Origin of the sequence: Bacillus methanolicus MGA3 (assembly GCF_000724485.1) — a bacterium.
Classification (GTDB): Bacteria; Bacillota; Bacilli; order Bacillales; family Cytobacillaceae; genus Bacillus_Z; species Bacillus_Z methanolicus_A.
Genome location: NZ_CP007739.1, coordinates 2,033,928 through 2,052,853 on the forward strand (window position 1 = coordinate 2,033,928; position 18,926 = coordinate 2,052,853).

At 39.3% G+C, this 18,926-nt stretch carries 17 protein-coding genes; 2 read left to right on the plus strand and 15 right to left on the minus strand.

Translation table 11 applies throughout. The features are described from left to right. Positions 1–64: 64 nt before the first annotated feature. The 12 genes from BMMGA3_RS09830 to BMMGA3_RS09885 all read right to left on the minus strand — a co-directional run bounded on the left by BMMGA3_RS09830 (position 65) and on the right by BMMGA3_RS09885 (position 13,679). Positions 65–766: an anthrax toxin lethal factor-related metalloendopeptidase gene (locus BMMGA3_RS09830; protein WP_004435041.1), complete on the minus strand. Its 702-nt coding sequence runs from the start codon at positions 764–766 to the stop codon at positions 65–67. A 148-nt stretch (positions 767–914) separates the two neighbouring features. Continuing rightward, positions 915–1,688: a TerC family protein gene (locus BMMGA3_RS09835; protein WP_004435042.1), complete on the minus strand. Its 774-nt coding sequence runs from the start codon at positions 1,686–1,688 to the stop codon at positions 915–917. 191 nt (positions 1,689–1,879) lie between these two features. Next, positions 1,880–2,488 (minus strand): YpjP family protein, encoded by a 609-nt coding sequence (locus tag BMMGA3_RS09840; protein WP_004435043.1) that lies wholly within the window; start codon positions 2,486–2,488, stop codon positions 1,880–1,882. A gap of 420 nt (positions 2,489–2,908) precedes the next feature. Then, entirely contained in the window at positions 2,909–3,685 is a 777-nt protein-coding gene (locus BMMGA3_RS09845) for a class I SAM-dependent methyltransferase (RefSeq protein ID WP_004435044.1), read from the minus strand. A gap of 130 nt (positions 3,686–3,815) precedes the next feature. Then, positions 3,816–4,250 (minus strand): BrxA/BrxB family bacilliredoxin, encoded by a 435-nt coding sequence (locus BMMGA3_RS09850; protein WP_004435045.1) that lies wholly within the window; start codon positions 4,248–4,250, stop codon positions 3,816–3,818. A gap of 77 nt (positions 4,251–4,327) precedes the next feature. Further along, complete coding sequence (gene ilvD / locus BMMGA3_RS09855) at positions 4,328–6,040, minus strand: dihydroxy-acid dehydratase (protein ID WP_004435046.1); 1,713 nt, start codon at positions 6,038–6,040, stop codon at positions 4,328–4,330. A 263-nt stretch (positions 6,041–6,303) separates the two neighbouring features. Then, entirely contained in the window at positions 6,304–7,458 is a 1,155-nt protein-coding gene (locus tag BMMGA3_RS09860; protein WP_004435047.1) for a conserved virulence factor C family protein, read from the minus strand. A gap of 150 nt (positions 7,459–7,608) precedes the next feature. Beyond that, positions 7,609–9,492 (minus strand): ABC-F family ATP-binding cassette domain-containing protein, encoded by a 1,884-nt coding sequence (locus BMMGA3_RS09865; protein WP_004435049.1) that lies wholly within the window; start codon positions 9,490–9,492, stop codon positions 7,609–7,611. Then, positions 9,489–10,136, minus strand: coding sequence for an HD domain-containing protein (locus BMMGA3_RS09870; RefSeq protein WP_004435050.1), 648 nt, complete (start codon positions 10,134–10,136; stop codon positions 9,489–9,491). The genes BMMGA3_RS09865 and BMMGA3_RS09870 overlap by 4 nt, the downstream gene beginning before the upstream one ends. 80 nt (positions 10,137–10,216) lie before the next feature. After that, positions 10,217–11,065, minus strand: coding sequence for a DegV family protein (locus BMMGA3_RS09875; protein ID WP_004435053.1), 849 nt, complete (start codon positions 11,063–11,065; stop codon positions 10,217–10,219). 353 nt (positions 11,066–11,418) lie between these two features. Next, complete coding sequence (locus BMMGA3_RS09880; protein WP_004435055.1) at positions 11,419–11,952, minus strand: hypothetical protein; 534 nt, start codon at positions 11,950–11,952, stop codon at positions 11,419–11,421. Positions 11,953–11,990: 38 nt separating this feature from the next. Beyond that, on the minus strand, positions 11,991–13,679 hold the full coding sequence (locus BMMGA3_RS09885) for a formate--tetrahydrofolate ligase (protein WP_004435057.1): 1,689 nt from the start codon (positions 13,677–13,679) through the stop codon (positions 11,991–11,993). A gap of 180 nt (positions 13,680–13,859) precedes the next feature. Here BMMGA3_RS09885 and metA point away from each other — a divergent pair, with 180 nt between their 5' ends. Beyond that, positions 13,860–14,768, plus strand: a complete 909-nt coding sequence (gene metA, locus BMMGA3_RS09890) for a homoserine O-acetyltransferase MetA (protein WP_004435059.1) — start codon at positions 13,860–13,862, stop codon at positions 14,766–14,768. Between the two features lie 168 nt (positions 14,769–14,936). Further along, entirely contained in the window at positions 14,937–16,064 is a 1,128-nt protein-coding gene (locus BMMGA3_RS09895) for an MGDG synthase family glycosyltransferase (protein ID WP_004435062.1), read from the plus strand. A 135-nt stretch (positions 16,065–16,199) separates the two neighbouring features. On the opposite strand, the gene BMMGA3_RS09900 is transcribed toward BMMGA3_RS09895, so the two are convergent. From BMMGA3_RS09900 to BMMGA3_RS09910, 3 genes are all read right to left on the minus strand, one after another. Beyond that, positions 16,200–16,892, minus strand: coding sequence for an AIM24 family protein (locus BMMGA3_RS09900; RefSeq protein WP_004435065.1), 693 nt, complete (start codon positions 16,890–16,892; stop codon positions 16,200–16,202). A gap of 291 nt (positions 16,893–17,183) precedes the next feature. Further along, positions 17,184–17,603 carry a transcriptional regulator MntR gene (mntR, locus tag BMMGA3_RS09905; RefSeq protein ID WP_004435071.1) on the minus strand — a complete coding sequence of 140 codons (420 nt, stop codon included), beginning with the start codon at positions 17,601–17,603 and terminating at the stop codon, positions 17,184–17,186. 101 nt (positions 17,604–17,704) lie between these two features. Continuing rightward, positions 17,705–18,472, minus strand: coding sequence for an NRDE family protein (locus BMMGA3_RS09910; protein ID WP_004435073.1), 768 nt, complete (start codon positions 18,470–18,472; stop codon positions 17,705–17,707). Positions 18,473–18,926: the final 454 nt, after the last annotated feature.

The following is an 18,926-nucleotide window of genomic DNA, read 5'->3' on the forward strand; positions in this document are numbered from 1 at the left end:
CTATCTCCTTGTTAGGCTTGGGATTAAGAACTCATGAAAGTGCGGGAGTCTTCCTGTTCTAAAATTATTTCAGATTTTTGATTAATTGGTAAGTTGCAGGTGCTTTCTGTTTTAATTCGTGCTTATATTCTCCGCCAAGGAAATACATGGCAAATGATTCAGCAAAATATTCTTCCGGATATGTTAAAAAGTAGGCATTGCCAGGAAATAAATAATTTTTTTCTTGTTTCCATATTTTCAAAAAAGATGGATCGTTGCGAATTTCATTATATACATACCGGTCAATTGAATGGGCCAGTTCATGAAGCTCGAGATTTACCGAACCATGCCCCTTTCCTTTTTCACTGCAGCCGATTTTTACGAGAACTATCTTCCCCCCGCCTATTCCAGGCACCTCATCCCATGTTGTCTTGCTTTGGTATCCGCGAGGAATGATGCCATGTAAATGATGTGCGGAAGGATTGTCTGTCAGCTTGCCTTCAAATAATTTCACTGTAATCCCTTTTTCAGCTGCTTTTTTCAACATGGATTTCGGGAGTCTGTCAATGCGTGAAATGATTGAAGCTGCTTCCTTCTGGTCAAAAGGTCTCTTCGGAAGCAAAATCATGTCGCCGAGAATATCGGGAGAATGGAGGTTCAATTGATCCTGAAGTACAGTGTGGCTTGAAAAATCTTTTAATTTTAAACTGTCAATTGGCGACGGGGAATTTCCCAATAATGTAAGGGAAACCGAAATAACGAAAACCATAAGCAACCACTTGCGCATAAAAATCATCCTTCTGCAAATCTAGGGAGCTAGTTTCATTGAATTCTTGAAACTCAGAAAATATTAATCCTATTATAGCATATGAAAATCGTTTTCGACCTTAGGGGGCCAGACCCCTACTTTAGTAGGGGTCTGGCCCCTATTATACTCATGCACTTTTTTTATGGCCAACCGTTTCTTTTTTCTTATTCAAGTAGTGAATGACAAAGGTGATGCCAAATGTAATTAACAGGAGAATAAAGAAGTAAATATTGTCTAAATGGAAGCCGAATACCCCAGCTATCATTTTTACACCAATAATGAAAATCAATACATATGCGGCCGTTTCAAGCTCAGGCACTCTGTCAATCAGTTTAATAAATACTCCGGCTACTCCGCGCATCATTAAGACACCAATCATTCCGCCCAATAACAGTATCCAGACCTCTTGGCTGATGCCAAACGCAGCCAAAACGCTGTCGACAGAAAAGGCCATATCCATTAATTCTACCGCTATAACTGTTCCCCAGAAGGCACCGAACAACCGAATCATCAGTCCATTTTTATCAATTCCTTTAACTTCATCTTCCTTATGACCGCTCTTCTTATCCATAAAATATTTTATCGATAACCAGACTAAGTACGATGCACCAAGCACCTTAATCCACCAAAGTTCAATTAAATATACGCCTAAGCCGATTGCGATAAACCGGAAAGTATACGCACCCAACAAGCCATAGAATAGCGCTTTTCTCCGTTTCTCCACAGGCAAGTGTTTCACCATTATTGCCAACACCAATGCATTATCGGCTGACAATAATCCTTCGAGAATGACAAGCGTTCCAATTAACCCCCAACTGACAGGGTCTGTTAAGACTTTTACCCACATATCCCATTCAAAAAATTGGGAATAAGTATGAATAATTCCTTCTAATAATGACATTAACAATGTTCCTCCCGGTATTGATTCAAAGCATAGAAAGGGGCTGACTCATAAGATCTGACTCCCTCCATAAATAACAATAATCTATTGTGTTGGAGGGGTCTGACCCTTTGTTTTTTGAGTCAGCCTTCAATTAATAGTTTCAAAAACATATAATATCATTTTTTCATATAAAACAATTTTTTTCAATTCTACACGCGTTCCCAATTCGGTGGGGTGTTTTTATCCCAATAAATTGACCCGAGATGGTGATGGGCCTGAAAATTGTCATGGTGCGTATGGTAATGAAAATTAAACCAATACCCTTCAAGCGGCGGATGGTCTCTTCTGACATGAAAACGGATCAGATCCTTTTTCGTCTGGCTGTCCACAATATGAAAAATTTTCTCTGAAGTACCCCCTCCAGGAACTTCCGTAATTTCAAGCCGAGATAATTCTTCTTTTGGATACTGGGAAGCAACCGTTGCAATTGCTCTTTCAATGTTTGGAAGAATGATTTTCTTAAATTCATCCTCAATGACAGGCTTGATTCTTGGCCCGAACTTTTTGTAAGATTGTTCCTCTGCTTCCTTCATCATACTTTGAATAAATTGATCCCTGGCAGAGACTATTTCCTCAAGATTGCTTTCTTCTGATGATGTTTCATTCAGTTTTTCTACAGAGTCGGATTCAAATGCATCCCGTTTCGGTGGTTTATGATTGTTTACATTGTTATATAAAAAGTCCTGAGATGGGGTAACCATTCCAAAGGTTAAGATGGTTACAAGTATGACGAATGATTTTCGAAGCCATTTAGGCATACTAATTTGCACCATCCTTGCATTGTACTGAAGATTTGGTGAAGATTCAGGAAATACTATTTTTTGATTACATACTGGTGTTCATGAAAATCTTCCAGCATATAAATGAAAACTACTTTTCCTAGCTATTATACTTCTTATTACGTAAAAATGGGATAATAGGGTTTCATTTTTTTTTATAAAGGTTAAAATAGAAATAATAAAAACATCTTTGATTTCGCTGCAAATATTTTTGAAATACGAATAAATAGGGAAGGGAGTTTTGTGATGGACTGGAGTTTGGCAATCGTTATTGGCTGCCTTTTATTGATGGGCTATTTTGTGTATTTGGCGATTACGGACTAATGTTAAAATAGGGGCGGACTACCGCCCCTCTTTTATTAAATACGAGTGAGGTCCTGGGCCTCTCGTAGTGACACATTACTGTTTCTCAAGCACTCCAAAATGAAATTTAGCCGTTTTCCTCTTAAAAACATGAAATCCGAATTTTTCAAACCGCGAACTTCTAAAATGATCCTTTAAAACAACTCGTTTCCGGGCAACCCTCATCGCTTCCTTCATTAACTCTTCATCAAGATCATGATAAACCGCAATTTTCGTCAATGCCTTAATTCCATCTGATTCCAAAATGTTCTCTTCAAACATTGGATCAAAATAAACGACATCATAGCTTTCATCTGAAAGAGTTTGCAAGTAATTTGTTGAAAAGCTAGAGACGACATTTATTTTTCTCATTGCTTGATCCATTATCTTAAGACTTGAGGTCCACTTATTTAAACCTTTATCTACGATATAAGCTAAATATGGATTAGCTTCAACACCAGTAACCGCACCCTTTTCCCCGACAGCGAAGCTTGCAATAATGCTGTCGGAAGCAAGCCCGAGTGTACAATCAAGAAAGCTCATTCCAGGCTTTAATTGTGCCGCTTCAAGAAATGGATCATGTTCTCCTTTTACGAGTCGTTTGAGCCGAAACATGGCTGAATTCGGATGAAAAAAGAAAGGCTCATTTTCCCCAAAAGGATATAATTCAAGACGATCTTTCCCTACTACAATACAATCATCTTGCAAAACGTGTTGAATCGATCGTATAGAACGCTTTTTTCTTGCTATATATTTCACTTGCAAATCCTTTGCAATTTGTTTTGCTTGTTCAATCATTTCCAAGTTTGTTCGTCCTGCAGTCGTTACAAACATGTTTTCACCTGAATATTTGCTTTTTAAAAAGGCAAAATGCTGCTCATGAGTTACTATAGAAAAAGGCCTAAAAAGAAAAAGGACGCCTCTAAAGACATCCTTTCTTTGAAACTAATCATGCTATTTTAAACTAACAATGTTGTTCGAATGCTGTCAATAGGTTTTCCAAAATTGCTTCCATTGGATGATCTTCAATATCATGGCGCGGAATAAAATGCACAACTTCTTTTCCTTTTAAGAGAGCCATTGACGGAGATGAGGGCTCATAGCCTGTGAAATATTCGCGCATTTTTGCGGTTGCTTCTTTATCCTGTCCGGCAAATACTGTTACTAAATGGTCCGGTTTTTTGTCACTGCGTAAAACTGCTTGTGTTGCAGCAGGACGTGCAAGACCGGCGGCACAACCGCACACCGAATTGACAAAGACAAGTGTAGTGCCTTCAACATTTTCCATAAATTCTTCTACATCATTAACAGTGAGCAGTTCTTTAAATCCGGCACGCAAGAGCTCCTCACGCATCGGTTTTACCATTTGTTTCATATATTCTTCATATGCCATTGACATATGGTTACCCTCCCTTTAAATGTTTGCAATGTAAGCATACTATAATCACTGCTTACATTGCAATCTTGATAACGGGATTAGAGCTTCGATGTTTCTTTTATCGATGCCTCTTCAAAGTAATCAGTTACCGCTCCTCTTGAAGCGCATGAAACGAGTCTCGCATATTTCGCCAATGCGCCTCTGGATGGCAGCGCAGGCGGCTCCCAGTTTCGTTTTCGCTCTTCAAATTCACTTTCCGATAATGCAACCGACAGCTCCTGGGTTTCGCTGTCAATTGTAATCATATCACCATTTTGAATAAAAGCGATCGGACCGCCGACTTGTGCTTCCGGAGCGATATGGCCGACGACAAGGCCATGGGTTCCTCCTGAGAAACGGCCATCTGTTAAAAGTGCTACGCTTTCACCAAGGCCTTTTCCAACGAGTATTCCAGAAATAGAGAGCATTTCAGGCATTCCCGGTCCGCCTTTAGGCCCTTCATAGCGGATGACTAATACATCCCCTGGTTGAATTTCTCCGCTTAAAACTGCTCTTGCAGCTGATTCTTCGTCATCAAATACTTTCGCAGGTCCGGTATGCCGTGTAACTTTTAAGCCCGAAACTTTTGCTACTGCACCAGCAGGCGCAAGATTTCCTTTTAAAACGACAAGTGGGCCTTTTTCCTTAAGCGGTTTTTCTAGTGGATAAATAATTTTTTGTCCTTCTTTCAAGTCAGGAGCTTCGGCCAGATTTTCTGCCAAAGTTTTTCCTGTAACTGTTAAGCAGTCTCCGTGCAACAGGCCAGCTTTTAGCAGCATTTTCATTACTGCCTGTACTCCTCCAGCCTCATGCAAGTCTTGCATAACGTATTTGCCGCTTGGTTTCAAGTCTGCAATATGCGGAACTTTTTTCTGAATCCGGTTGAAATCATCAAGTGAAAGATCGACTTCGGCAGCATGGGCAATCGCCATTAAATGTAAAATCGCATTTGTTGAGCCGCCAAGTGCCATTACGACAGTAATCGCATTTTCAAAAGCTTTTTTCGTTAAAATATCGCGAGGGCGAATATCTTGTTCTAGTAAACGGTAAACAGCTCGTCCCGCTTCATAACAGTCATTTCGTTTCTCATCCGTTTCTGCAGGGTTGGATGAACTTCCCGGCAAGCTCATACCAAGTGCTTCAATCGCACTTGCCATTGTATTGGCAGTATACATTCCCCCGCAAGAACCGGCGCCGGGACAAGCATGGCATTCAATCTTATGAAGCCCTTCCCTGTCGATATCTCCTTTATTATATTGGCCGACACCTTCAAAAGCGGAAACGATGTCAATATCTTTTCCATTTAATTTTCCAGGTCTGATCGTTCCTCCATAAACAAACAGAGAAGGCAAATTCATTCTTGCGATCGCCATCAGACAGCCAGGCATGTTTTTATCACAGCCTCCGATTGCGACAAAACCATCTAAATTTTCAGCACCAACAACCGTTTCAATTGAATCGGCAATTAAATCACGGCTTGGCAGAGAATATCTCATTCCTTCGGTTCCCATTGAAATCCCGTCCGAAACGGTGATCGTATTAAAAACAAGCGGAGCACCGCCTGCATCCTTTGCACCTTCTTTCGCTTTGAAGGCTAGTTCATTAATATGTATGTTGCAAGGGGTTACCTCGCTCCATGTGCTGGCAATCCCGATCATCGGTTTTTGGAAATCCTCATCGGTAAAACCAACTGCCCGAAGCATTGCCCGGTTCGGAGCTCTTCTTTCATCATCACTGATTACATGGCTGCGAATTCTTAAGTCTCTAGTCATATGATCTTCCTCCGAATTTTATTTTCTTTCAAATATAGACCTTTTCACAAATATTTTCAATAATTTTGCAAAATTTTAATGTTTTCAATTATATGAAATCGTTTTCGAAAAAGAAATAACGACAAAGTGGGAAAATTCGGTATTTCTCGGTAATGGAAGAAAATGCGATTATCTATAAAAATTCACGATAAAATTCAAGTGATCGCACTTATATCGATATATTCGCGGTAAAATCATAAAAATAGGGACTAACTTTATAAAAGTTAATCCCCTTCATTCGTTTGGCTTTCTTGTTTTCTTGCTTCGGTCATTTGTTTCCAGACGGATCCCTTCGCTTCTTCGCCGCCTTCAATCCGAGCGATCGCAAGCTTTACTTGCATACTTACTTCAAATTCAGGATCATCCTCAGCAGCCTTTAAAGCAGGAATCGCCCTTTCATCGCCAACTTCATACAAAAACATGGCGGCCCTCCAGCGGACAAGCTTGCTCTCATCTTTGAGCGCTTCCATCATTTCTTCCATTGCTTCTTCAAATCCAAGATCAGACAAGCAATCTCCTGCCGTCCTCCTTACTGTAACCGCTTTATCTTTTAAACCTTTATATAACAAAGGCAGAACTCTTTTATCTTCAATCATTCCAAGATAGACAACTGCCAACCTTCTAATCGATGCCTTTTCGTCCTCAAGTGCTTTTTCCAAAATAGGGAGATCCTCGATGGTCGGATCATCCATCTGTTCGAGCAGCTGATATCGTTTTCTCCAATCGGGATCGTTGAAATCGTCAAGGGTAACTTTCTTCCTTTCCCGAATTTGATTTGCTTTATGATATCGATCAGGATCATTTGCAACTTTTACAAGTTCTTCCAGTCTTTTATCAGGATAAGCTGCCATGAGTTCCTCTTTAACGTCATGTCCGATCTGATCGAAATCTCCGTAACGGACACCAAAATCTTTCCATTTCCGTTCGATCACAATATTGTCATTCGGGTCTTGCGCACGTTTAATTGCGTTTATGAATATTTCCGGCAATCCGTACCGTCTTTCTTCCGTACCGTCGGTTAACTTAACTTGCATCGGGATGCCTTTATACATCTGAACTTGAACTTTTATTTCACCAAAATGGTCATTTACGGCAGATTCTCTAGCGGTTTCGTCAACTTGGTCTTCACCAAAAGCTTCTCTTACTTTTGGCAAAATTGTTTTCCAGTCATATTTCGCATTTCTTTCAACGGCTAAAAAATCTGCAACATGATAAACACCCTTGACGCCTTCAATCTCAAGGATGTTTCGGATAACTTCCGGCGCACCTTCACTCGTTTCTTTTTTATAGTTGTTTCTCTTCCCCATTGGAAGTTCTTCGTCCAAAATGATTTTCATAGTATTTGGGCTTGGAGTCGGTTCAATTGCTATTATTTTCATCTCACTTCATCCTTTTTCCTTTTTCAACATAATCACATTGATTACTCATTTTAACATACGGTCATGGTTGATTCACATTTTGTGCTTGTTATTGGCTTACAAAAGGAAAACCCGGCAGCAAAATTCACCGGGCAATCATTTAATTGAAGTCTATTCATTTTCTGCGAGCTCTGATAAATAAGTCCAGCGCTCTATTAAATATTCGAGTTTTTCATTGAGCTCCGCCTCTTCTTCCACCAGCTTCTGAGCCTTTTCAAAATCGCTGCCTGCATTCGCCATTTCCTCTGAAATTTCACGGAGACGAGATTCTATTTTTTCGATATGATCATCAATCTCTTCCCACTCTTTTTTCTCCTTAAAGGTCATTTTTTTCTTTTTCGGTTTTTCTTGTGCAGGCTTCTGCTCTTGTTTTTTAGGTTCTTTAGAAATTGCTGTAGCTGACTGTTTTTCCAAATAATCGGTATAGTTTCCGAAAAAAGACTCGATGATTCCATCGCCTTTTAATACGAGAAGCTGTTCGGCTACTTTATCAAGAAAATAGCGGTCATGGGATACTGTTATCACAACCCCGGGAAAATCCTCCAAATAATCTTCAAGTACAGTCAATGTTTGCGTATCAAGATCATTTGTCGGCTCGTCCAACAAGAGGACATTTGGTTCTTCCATCAAGATTCTCAATAAGTACAGGCGGCGTTTTTCCCCGCCGGACAATTTTCTAATAGGTGTTCCGTGAGTATGCATTGGAAAAAGAAATCGTTCAAGCATTTGGGCAGCGGTAATCGTTTTTCCATCATATGTTTTGACTACTTGAGCGGTTTCTTTCAAATATTCAATCATCCGCTTGTTTTCATCCATGTCCTCGCTCTCTTGCGTGTAAAAAGCGGTCTTAACCGTCTGCCCGGCAATGAATTCCCCGCTATCAAGCGGAATTTTTCCGGCAAGAATATTCAGAAGCGTGGATTTGCCTGTTCCGTTCCGTCCGATGATTCCAATTCTGTCACCAGGTTTAACAAGCAAGTTAAAATCTTTTAAAATGACTTGGTTTTCATACGCTTTCGAAGCAGATTTCAGCTCAAATACCTGCTTGCCAAGCCTGCTTCCGCTTAAAGCAATATCCAGCTTTTCAGTGCTTTTTACATTTGACAGCTGATCATCCAATTTTTCAAATCGTTTAATTCTTGCTTTTTGTTTTGTTGTCCTCGCTTTTGCGCCTCTTCTAATCCACTCGAGTTCACGGCGGTAAAGATTCTTTCTTTTTTCAATTGTTGCCGCTTCGTTTTCTTCACGAATTGCTTTCGATTCTAGAAAAGCAGCATAATTCCCTTTATAACTGTATAAATTTCCCCCATCCAATTCAAAAATGCGGTTTGTTACCCGATCAAGGAAATAACGATCGTGGGTAACAAGCAAAAGAGCCCCCTTGTATCTCGCCAAATATTCTTCTAGCCATTTGACAGATTCGTAATCAAGATGGTTTGTAGGCTCATCGAGAATAAGCAGGTCGGATTCTTGAATCAACACTTGCGCAAGTGCGACCCGTTTCTTCTGCCCTCCGGATAGTTCTCCAATTTTCTTATTAATATCAGTAATTCCCAGTTTTGTTAGGATTGATTGCGCGTTTGTGCTTATATCCCATGCATCCATCGCATCGATTTTTCGCTGATAATCAAACACTCGTTCTTGAAGCGCTTGATTATTTGGAGAAGATTCGAGTTCCATTAACGCTTGTTCATATTGCCTCAGCAACTGGAAAACGGGCGCATCACCTTCAAAAACTTGTTCCAAAACAGTTAATTCAGGATTTAAATCCGGTTTCTGGGCAGAATAAGAGATTTTATAATCCTTCGGATAGATGATTTTGCCTGAATCCGGAATGTCAACACCAGCAATAATTTTCAGCAAGGATGATTTTCCTGTGCCGTTTACGCCAATTAACCCAACTCTCTCTTTTTCCGCAATCGTAAAAGAAATATCGCGAAACAGATGTTTCTCTCCGTAAGTTTTTGAAACTTGTTCGATCGAAATCATTTTCATGCTTGACCATTCCATTCGCTGTAAAATTGAGTCAAAAATGCTTCCATAAATTGATGGCGTTCTCTTGCCATTTCCTTTGCCGTTAATGTATGTAAGCTGTCTTTTATTTTAAGAAGCTTTTCATAAAAATGATGAATCGAAGAGGATTCACCATTTCGGTACTCTTCGACCGTCATGTTTTCACGTACGGAAAGCCCGGGATCAAATATTGGCTGCCCTTTCTTTCCGCCATATGCAAATGCTCTGGCAATGCCGATCGCTCCAATTGCATCAAGTCTGTCTGCATCCTGGACGATTTCTGCTTCAGATGAAATTACCTTCGGGTTATTTCCTCCTTTAAAGGAGATCGAAAAAATAATCTCAAGGATATGCTCTTTAACCTGAAGAGGCAAATCAAGCTCTTTCATAAAGCTTATAAGTTTATACCGGCCTTCTTCTTGACTATTATTCAACTTATCATCCGGAATGTCGTGAAGAAGTGCAGCCATCTCAATTATAAACGGATCACCAAATTGTTCTTTATTTGATATATATAATGCATTCCGCCTTACGCGGTCAATATGATGCCAATCATGGCCTGTCGAATCCCGGCCCATCACCTGTTTGACAAATTCTTCTGTTCGTTTGATCATTTTCTCTTTCATGAAAACACCTTCTTTCATCCCAAAAATAATTGTAGCATGAAAAAAAGAGACCTGAACAAAGAAAAAGTGCCTAAACAGCACTATTTCAAATCACGGAACCAACTGATTCCTAGAGTATGTTCACCTGCGTGGACACCGATGGTGGAACCGAGCGGGCAGCAAATAAATTGAACATCTGGAAACTCGGATTCAAGTTCTGATTTCCATGATTTCCCTGCAACTTCATGAAGCCCGTATAAAATATAAACTTCTTTAAACGAATGCTTCTTCAAGGAATCTCGCAAATACAAAGCAATCTTTTCTTTTGCTTTTTTTTCGCTTCTGGCTTTTTCTTTTATATGAAGACTGCCGTTTTCAATCGCAATAATTGGCTTGATGCTCAGCATGCTCCCCAGCAAAAATTGCACTCCCGACATTCTTCCGCTGCGATGAAGCTGTTCAAGACTTCCGATTAGGACATATGTTTCATTGCTCTCGGCGGCCTGTTCAATTCTTTTCTTTGTTTCCTCTATGCTTAACCCTGACTTAATGCAGTTGATACCTAATTTGATTAGGGCGGACAAAGGATAGGTAAGGATTTTTGAATCGATTGTCACTACTGGAATATCAACCATTTGTGCTGCCAGTTCACTCGAAGAAACGGTTCCGCTCAATTTTGATGATACATGGACGGAAATGATAAAATCATAGGTTTCCGACAGACTTTTATAAAGCTCACGAAATGCTCCGACCGATGGCTGAGAAGTTTTCGGCGGCGTCTTTATCGACTTAAGCCTTTCAAAAAGCTGATAAGGCGAAAGATCGATGCCATCTAAAAATTCTTCTTCATCGAGAAGAATCGTCATTGGAATTGTGTAAACATCCGGATGATTTCTTAACTCATGATCTATATGTGCCGTGCTGTCTGTAACCCAGGCAACCCGTGCCATCATATCTCCCCCTTTACTTTTATATATTCTTCTTTTTTTAAAAGATAAGAAAAAGTTTGGAACCTTTCAAAAAGCTTTTCAATTTGATTGAATGCTCATAAATCATGATTGGAAGACTCGTAAACCTATTTAAAGACTCATTGATCAGCAATACCCGTTGTTGAACAATCATCTCGTTAATGGCCTAATTAAAAAACCTTGCCCATTTCGGCAAGGCCATAATACTTTTCCTTTAAACTCATTCAGTGAAACATTTTCACCGATAATCTTCTTTGCTTCGAATTAATAGACGGTCATTATTATCCCTCCCATCATCATAGCGCAAGAAAACATTTGAAGCGAGTATAAAATTGTTATGAGACGATTGTAGACAACTCTTTTAAAGTCTGAAGCATAAAAGGAATCATTTCCGCCAAATCATCGATTTGTTCTTCGCTAACCAATCGATTAAAAGAAACTGACGTTTCACTTTTAACCATTTCGTTATCTGCAGATGGATCGATTATGATTTTTTGTGCCACGGATCTATTTTCTCCCCAAATTTCCTTGACTGTCTTCAATAATTTCTTATTTATCCCCTTGTCATTTTCATGTTCGGCGATAAAAACGATTATAACATTGGATCCAGAAAGCTTGACTGATTGGGCAGCAGGGAGCAATTCTGCTGCCAAATTTTCAAGCTTCGCCTCCATTATGAATTTGGCAATTACTTTTTGTGGCTGACATTCGCCAGCTTTTGTAAAAGAGATATTGAATTCTCTTGAAAGCTTGGCCGTGTTAATCAAATCATTTCGATCAATCACTCGGATTTCTCCGCTAAGATCAAGGTCGTACACAGCACCTTCGATCACAACCTTCATATTCTCAAAAGCAGTAGGATCAAACATTGAATCACTCCATCTATCTCCCAGAAAAGTGCGTTTGACTAAAACAATCCAACAGCATTGCCATTTTCATCTACATTCATATGTAATGCAGCAGGCTGTTTTGGCAGGCCCGGCATAGTCATCACTTCACCGGTTAAGACAACAATGAATCCGGCGCCAATTGATGGCTTTAACTCGCGAACGGATATTGTAAAATCAGTTGGCCGTCCGAGCTTTCCCGGATCGTCTGTTAATGAGTACTGGGTTTTCGCCATGCACACTGGCAAATTGCCCCATCCATTTTCTTCAAATTCCACAAGCTGCTTTTTCGCTTTCGGAGAAAATTCAACATCTTTACCTCCGTATACTTTTTGCACAACGGTGCGAATTTTCTCTTCCAACGGTTCAGAGAGGTCGTATAAAGGAGAGAAATTCGCTTCTTTTTCTTCGATTACTCTTAATATCGTTTGAGCAAGATTTACTCCGCCTGCACCACCTTTTTCCCATACTTCCGTTAATGACACAGGAATATTTTCCCTTCTGCACAGATCAAAAAGTGTTTGAATTTCAAGATCTGTATCCGTATAAAACTTGTTGATAGCCACAACATAAGGGAGACCAAAGCTTTCAATTGTTTCAATATGTTTCTTTAAATTGGCAAATCCTGCAGTTAAAGCGCCAATATCTTCTTTTTTCAATTCAGATTTGGATAGACCTCCGTGCATTTTTAATGCGCGAATTGTTGCAACAATGACAACGGCTTCAGGATGGATTCCTGCACTTCTTGTCTTAATATTCAAGAATTTTTCCGCCCCTAAATCCGCTCCAAAACCGGCTTCAGTAACAACATAATCCGCAAGCTTTAATGCTGCAGTTGTAGCAATCACACTGTTGCAGCCGTGTGCGATGTTTGCAAACGGACCGCCATGAATTAATGCCGGAGTATGTTCAATTGTTTGAACGAGGTTTGGTTTAACAGCTTCCTTCAATATTAAAGCCAATGCACCCTCAACCCCTAAATCACCAACGGTTACAGGCTGTTTATCGTAATTATAGGCAATGACCATTCTTGAGAGCCTTCTCTTTAAATCCTCCAAGTCTTCAGCCAGGCACAAAACAGCCATTATTTCAGATGCCACCGTAATATCGAAACCATCTTCCCTCGGCACTCCATGAACAGGTCCGCCTAAACCAATCACAACTTTTCGAAGAGCACGATCATTTAAGTCAAGGACTCGCTTCCATACAATCCGCCGCTGGTCTATCCGCAGTTCATTGCCTTGCTGAATATGGTTATCAATTAAAGCTGCCAGAGCATTATTCGCTGTCGTAATCGCATGAATGTCACCTGTGAAATGCAAATTGATATCTTCCATCGGAAGCACTTGGGCATAGCCGCCCCCGGTTGCTCCTCCTTTTATTCCCATTGTTGGGCCAAGCGAAGGTTCACGCAAAGCTATCATAGCCTTTTTGCCAATCTTGTTAAAAGCATCCGCAAGCCCTACAGTCACCGTTGATTTCCCTTCTCCAGCCGGTGTAGGATTAATCGAGGTAACCAGAATGATTTTTCCATTTTCTTTTGTTTTCAATTTTTTTAATGTATCAAAGGATAGCTTTGCTTTATATTTTCCATATAATTCAATATCATCTTCTGAAAGACCGATCTTTTCTGCTATTTCACGAATCGGCTTCAGTTTTGCCATCTGAGCAATTTCAATGTCTGTCTTAAATTCAGTCTTAATATCCATGTCACTTTCCCCCTGAAATCAATCGATATAGTTACTCCCATTATTGTAACACCGGGATGCGCTTTCTAAGAAAAAAAACTCATAAAAGTTTTCTAAAATTAAAATTTACATCATTGCTGACTAAATAATTGGTAGTTATAATAGAAATAATTGAAAATTCTAACGAAGGGGGATATACGTTTGCCAATTAAAATACCGAAGCTTCTTCCTGCACGGGAAATTCTTGAAGCTGAAAATATTTTTGTTATGGATGAAGACCGTGCCAACCGCCAGGATATAAGGCCTTTAAATATTTTAATTTTAAACTTAATGCCTGAAAAAGAAAGAACGGAAGCCCAGCTGCTCAGGCTGTTAGGAAATACGCCATTGCAGGTAAACGTTACCTTTTTAAAGACCGCAACTCATATATCTAAAAATACAAGCCCAATGCATTTGGAACAGTTTTACACGACTTTTTCAGATATAAAACATAAGAAATTTGACGGGATGATCATAACCGGTGCACCGGTTGAACTACTTCCATTTGAAGAGGTCGATTATTGGGAAGAGTTGAAGGAAATAATGAGCTGGTCGGTCGATCATGTTACTTCAACCTTGCATATTTGCTGGGGTGCACAGGCTGCTTTATACTATCATTTTGGAATCAGCAAGTTTGAACTTCCGCGGAAATGTTACGGTATATTCAAACACAGAGTTTTAGACAGAACGGAAAAACTTTTAAGAGGTTTTGATGATGAATATGTCGCACCTCATTCCCGCTATACCGACGTTTCGATTGAAGCGATCATGAATTCAGACAACATAAAATTACTTTCTGCATCAGACGAAGCTGGGCCGTTTATTATGAGTGCAAATAACGGAAAACAAATAATGATTACCGGCCACCTTGAATATGATGCCGAGACCCTTAGCGAGGAATACCGCCGCGATATTAGGAAAGGACTCAATATTCATGTGCCTGAAAACTATTTCCCAAACGACGATCCATCTTTGCCGCCGGTGAACCGCTGGCGTTCGCATGCACATCTATTATTTTCCAATTGGCTTAATTACTATGTCTACCAAGAAACACCTTACGAATGGAATTAACAAAACTAGGCGTGAGAAAAAATCTTACGCCTGGTTTTTATTTTAAGAATTCATTTAAACCAAGTTATCAAAACTTTCTATTTACCTTTACACTACCTCAATATTTCTTCATATTTCCTGTACATAAACATGATATTCTAAAAAAAGTAAGCACTAGGGGGATTTCACTTGAAGCGTCGATCCGCTCTCATTCTAACTGCTCGTTACGGAAATGGCCATTTAGAGGCAGCAAAAGCAATTGCTCAAGAAATTAACAGGAAAGGTTTTGAATCTGTCGTTTCAGATTTATTCGGAGAATCATATCCAGCTTTTACAAATTTAACACAATCTTTACTTTTAAAAAGTTTTACATATGGGCCAAACTTTTATAAATGGTTTTATTATGGAACCAATAAGTTCCATTCGAAAGGACTTGTCCAGTTCTCCAAATACTTAGGCCGCAAGCGGTTTTTGGAGTTGATCGCTCTCTATAACCCAGCATTTGTCATCACAACTTTTCCGCTTCATACAGCACCTTTTTTCATCAAGAAAACAAAATCTTCGATCCCAGTTTATACCGTCATTACGGATTATTGTGCTCATCCATATTGGACCAATCCTTTAATTGACCATTATTTTGTTGCATCAAAGTCTGTTAAATTGTCTCTGATTGCCCAAAATATTGAGGAACAACGCATCACAGTCAGCGGAATTCCAATTCGCTCTGCTTTTGAGAAGAAATTAAACAGAAAATTAGTTTATCGAAAATACAACATCTCTTCTCAAAAAAAGGTCATTACCATTCTTGCAGGGGCTTATGGAGTTTTGAAAAATGTTAAGGAACTTTGTGAATCTCTAATACAAAATCCCGATTATCAAATAATAGTCATATGCGGAAGAAATGAAAAATTATACGAAAAGCTTTCCCCGCTCGTTTTACGTTTTCCTGATTCTATTCGTTTGTTTCGTTATATCGAAGAAATCCATGAAATTTTTTCAGTTTCTAATTGTTTAATAACAAAGCCCGGTGGACTTACGTTGACAGAATCAGCCGCGTTACAGATTCCATTAATCCTTTACAAACCTGTGCCTGGACAGGAAGCAGAGAATGCAAAATTTTTCGCAGAAAAGGGGGCTGCCTTGATTTCCTATTCTAATAAAGATACATTTCGTCATATACAAAGGCTTTTCCAAGATGAATCACTTGTTATTAAATTGAAAAACTCTCAAAATAATATTTATCATCCATTTTCCGCAAAAACCATTGCAGATTATGCCATTCAGCAAATGGAGGAAAATTACGTTTTAACGCTATAAAAGATAAACACGACAAAATAGGCTGACTCATATGCAAAGGTTCAGACCTCCAAGACAACATATGGACAAACACTAAAAAAATTTATTATTCATTGTTGGAGAGAGACAAACCCTTTGAGTCAGCCCCCTAGTTTGTTACGATTGCTGAGAATAGTAAATTTCTTCAAACGGCTGAACGACGACAAAGCCATTTCCTGAAAATTTCATTTGAATCGATTCACCGCTTCCTCTTCCAAGGAAAGTTTTTAACGAAATGTCTGTCACAAACTCAGGCGCAAGCGTTCCCGACCATGCAACCGTAGCGTTAGGGTCTGTATAAACCGGGTTATCAGGAGTAACCAACAAAGTCAAAGGTTCATAATGGGACGTGATCGCTGCCATTCCTCGTCCTTCAAGACGGACATTAAATAACCCTCCCGCTAACATTCCTGCGACTCTTTTCATTAGCTTAATATCCCAATTAATAGATGGTTCAAATGCTAAAAGATCGTTGCCATTTACATAAATTGATTCACCCTGCAAATTTAAAATTGAAATTTTCTTTCCTTGATCAGCAACATACAGCTTTCCGTTTCCAGTTGCTTTCATTAACGAAGTTCCTTCACCAGTTAATGCTTTTTTAAACATTTTTCCAAGGCCGTGTTCAAAAATTCCTTCCCGTTCAAACTTTATGCTTCCTCGATAAGAAACCATCGCTCCTGCTTTTGCCCATATTTGGCCATTTAAATTAATTTCAAGCATTCTTGGTGTTTCAAGCTCAAACACACCTTCCCCTCTGTCCTTTTGCTTTGTTTCGTTAACAAAATCATCGATGGAATATCTGCTCACTCTCTATCTCCCTTTCTACTTTTGATTTTTCAGCATGAATTACCCACATACGTGTTAATAATTGCTGTCTTACAATAGGTACGTTTTTCCCGGTTACAACGTTTCAGTATACTAAAAGTTTTAAAAAAGTGAGGCTGTCTCAAAAGCCAGAGGGTCAGACCCTTATGAGACAGCCTCAACTCTTTAATATAAAAAGAAAGAGGCTGCATTAAATTCAAAGGGTCAGCCCCTTCCAATACAACTATATATTGTCTTTGGCGGAAGGAGTCAGACCCTTTTAGTCAGCCTCTTCTAATTATCATTCAATTTTTGAATAGCTCTTAATGCTTTAATTCTGCTTTCATCTTCCTCAAAATATTGGACTAGATCACCAATACGGTCAATCGCGTCCCAGCTGAGATGATGTTCGATTCCTTCAACATCTTGGTAAATGTGTTCTTCTTTCACACCAATGATTCGTAACAGTTGTTCCAGAAGCTCATGCCTATATACAAGGCGTTGACCAATTTTTTTCCCTTTAGGTGTTAATATAAGACCTCTATATTTTTCATATACTAGATATTCATCTTTATCTAGTTTTTGAATCATTTTAGTGACAGAGGAGGAATGAACAGACAGTGCTTCGGCAATATCCGAAACTCTCGCATATCCCTTTTCTTCAATTAATATATAAATTTGTTCAATGTAATCCTCCATACTTGGTGTCGGCATCCCGTACCCTCCCATAATTATTAAACAATCGTCAATAAAAGTTTACTATAGATACAAAACAGAGACAAGGCAATCCAGCTTTCTTTTCCTTATCCTTTCCTTTAATCTTCGACGAAAAACGTAAACCGAGATTGTTTCCATTGCCGTAAATCAGGTAGAAGAGATTTTTCATTAAACACAATATGATGATCGTTATCTATGGTTAAAATGGTAGAAGCTCTTGTTCCATAAGTGCTGCTTTGGATAAAGATAGGTGATAACAATTTCTCCCAATCTTTTCCTATCCCGGTATCTGGCAACTCTTCTTCAGGCGCTTCTTCGGAGTCGGACAAAATTGACAACAAAAGTGATTCGTCAATGATTTTATTACTAATTGCTTGTGTTAGTTTTTCTATCCCTTTTTTAACTTTTGGCCAGGGCGTATCCAACACAGCGTTACTGAGACCGTGGACGCCCGGTGGAACGATACTGATTTTGTTAAGGATCGGTGAATAATAATAAAGCGATTCAGTATCTCCCACCAGCAAGTTAAAGCCATTGTAAAGTTTATGATCTTGCTGTACTTTTTCGAGATATTCCTTTGGTTTAGATGAACCGGTTAAATAGTTGCTGACGAGAAAACCTCGGGATTTGGCGTCCAAACGGTCATATCCGGGAGCGCGGTAATTTGTAATGGCAGCAAAACGTCCGGTTCGGGTAACTCCCATCCATGTTCCCCCTTTCTCCAAATCGCGCCCGGCAAGTACAGTAGGATGATCTTCCCAAAATGCTGCTAGAGCAGTTGGACGTTTGTAAAACTCATCGCGGTTGGCAGCCATAATGAGCGGATAATCGGGATGAACACGATAAGCAAATAAAATGAGACACACGTTAATTAACCTCCAATATGACTAGGCAAGTATAACGCAGCATGAGAAATGAAACGCCTCAATAGATATATTTTGAACAAAAGATTTACGCGGTTAATCACACTCACCGCCAAATTATATCATTGAACTGCTCCTATATAAAATTTATAGTTATTTAAGGTGGGAGATTCCTAAAAAGAACTTAAAAATAATTTGAAGTTACAATATTGACCGGCAGTTAAAAAGATTTAACTTAAACAACGAGGCTTACTTAAAACTCCATGGCATATCAGCCGCCACGATAAATGAGTCTTCTAGATAAGACACCATATAAAAAGAAAAGGGTCAGAACCCTCCAATTCAACAGATAAATACGAATAAAACCATGCTATCTATTGTCATCGTTGAAGAGAGTCAGACCCTTATGAGTCAGCCTTTTTGGGCTTATCCAATATTATCGATATACACGATTTTA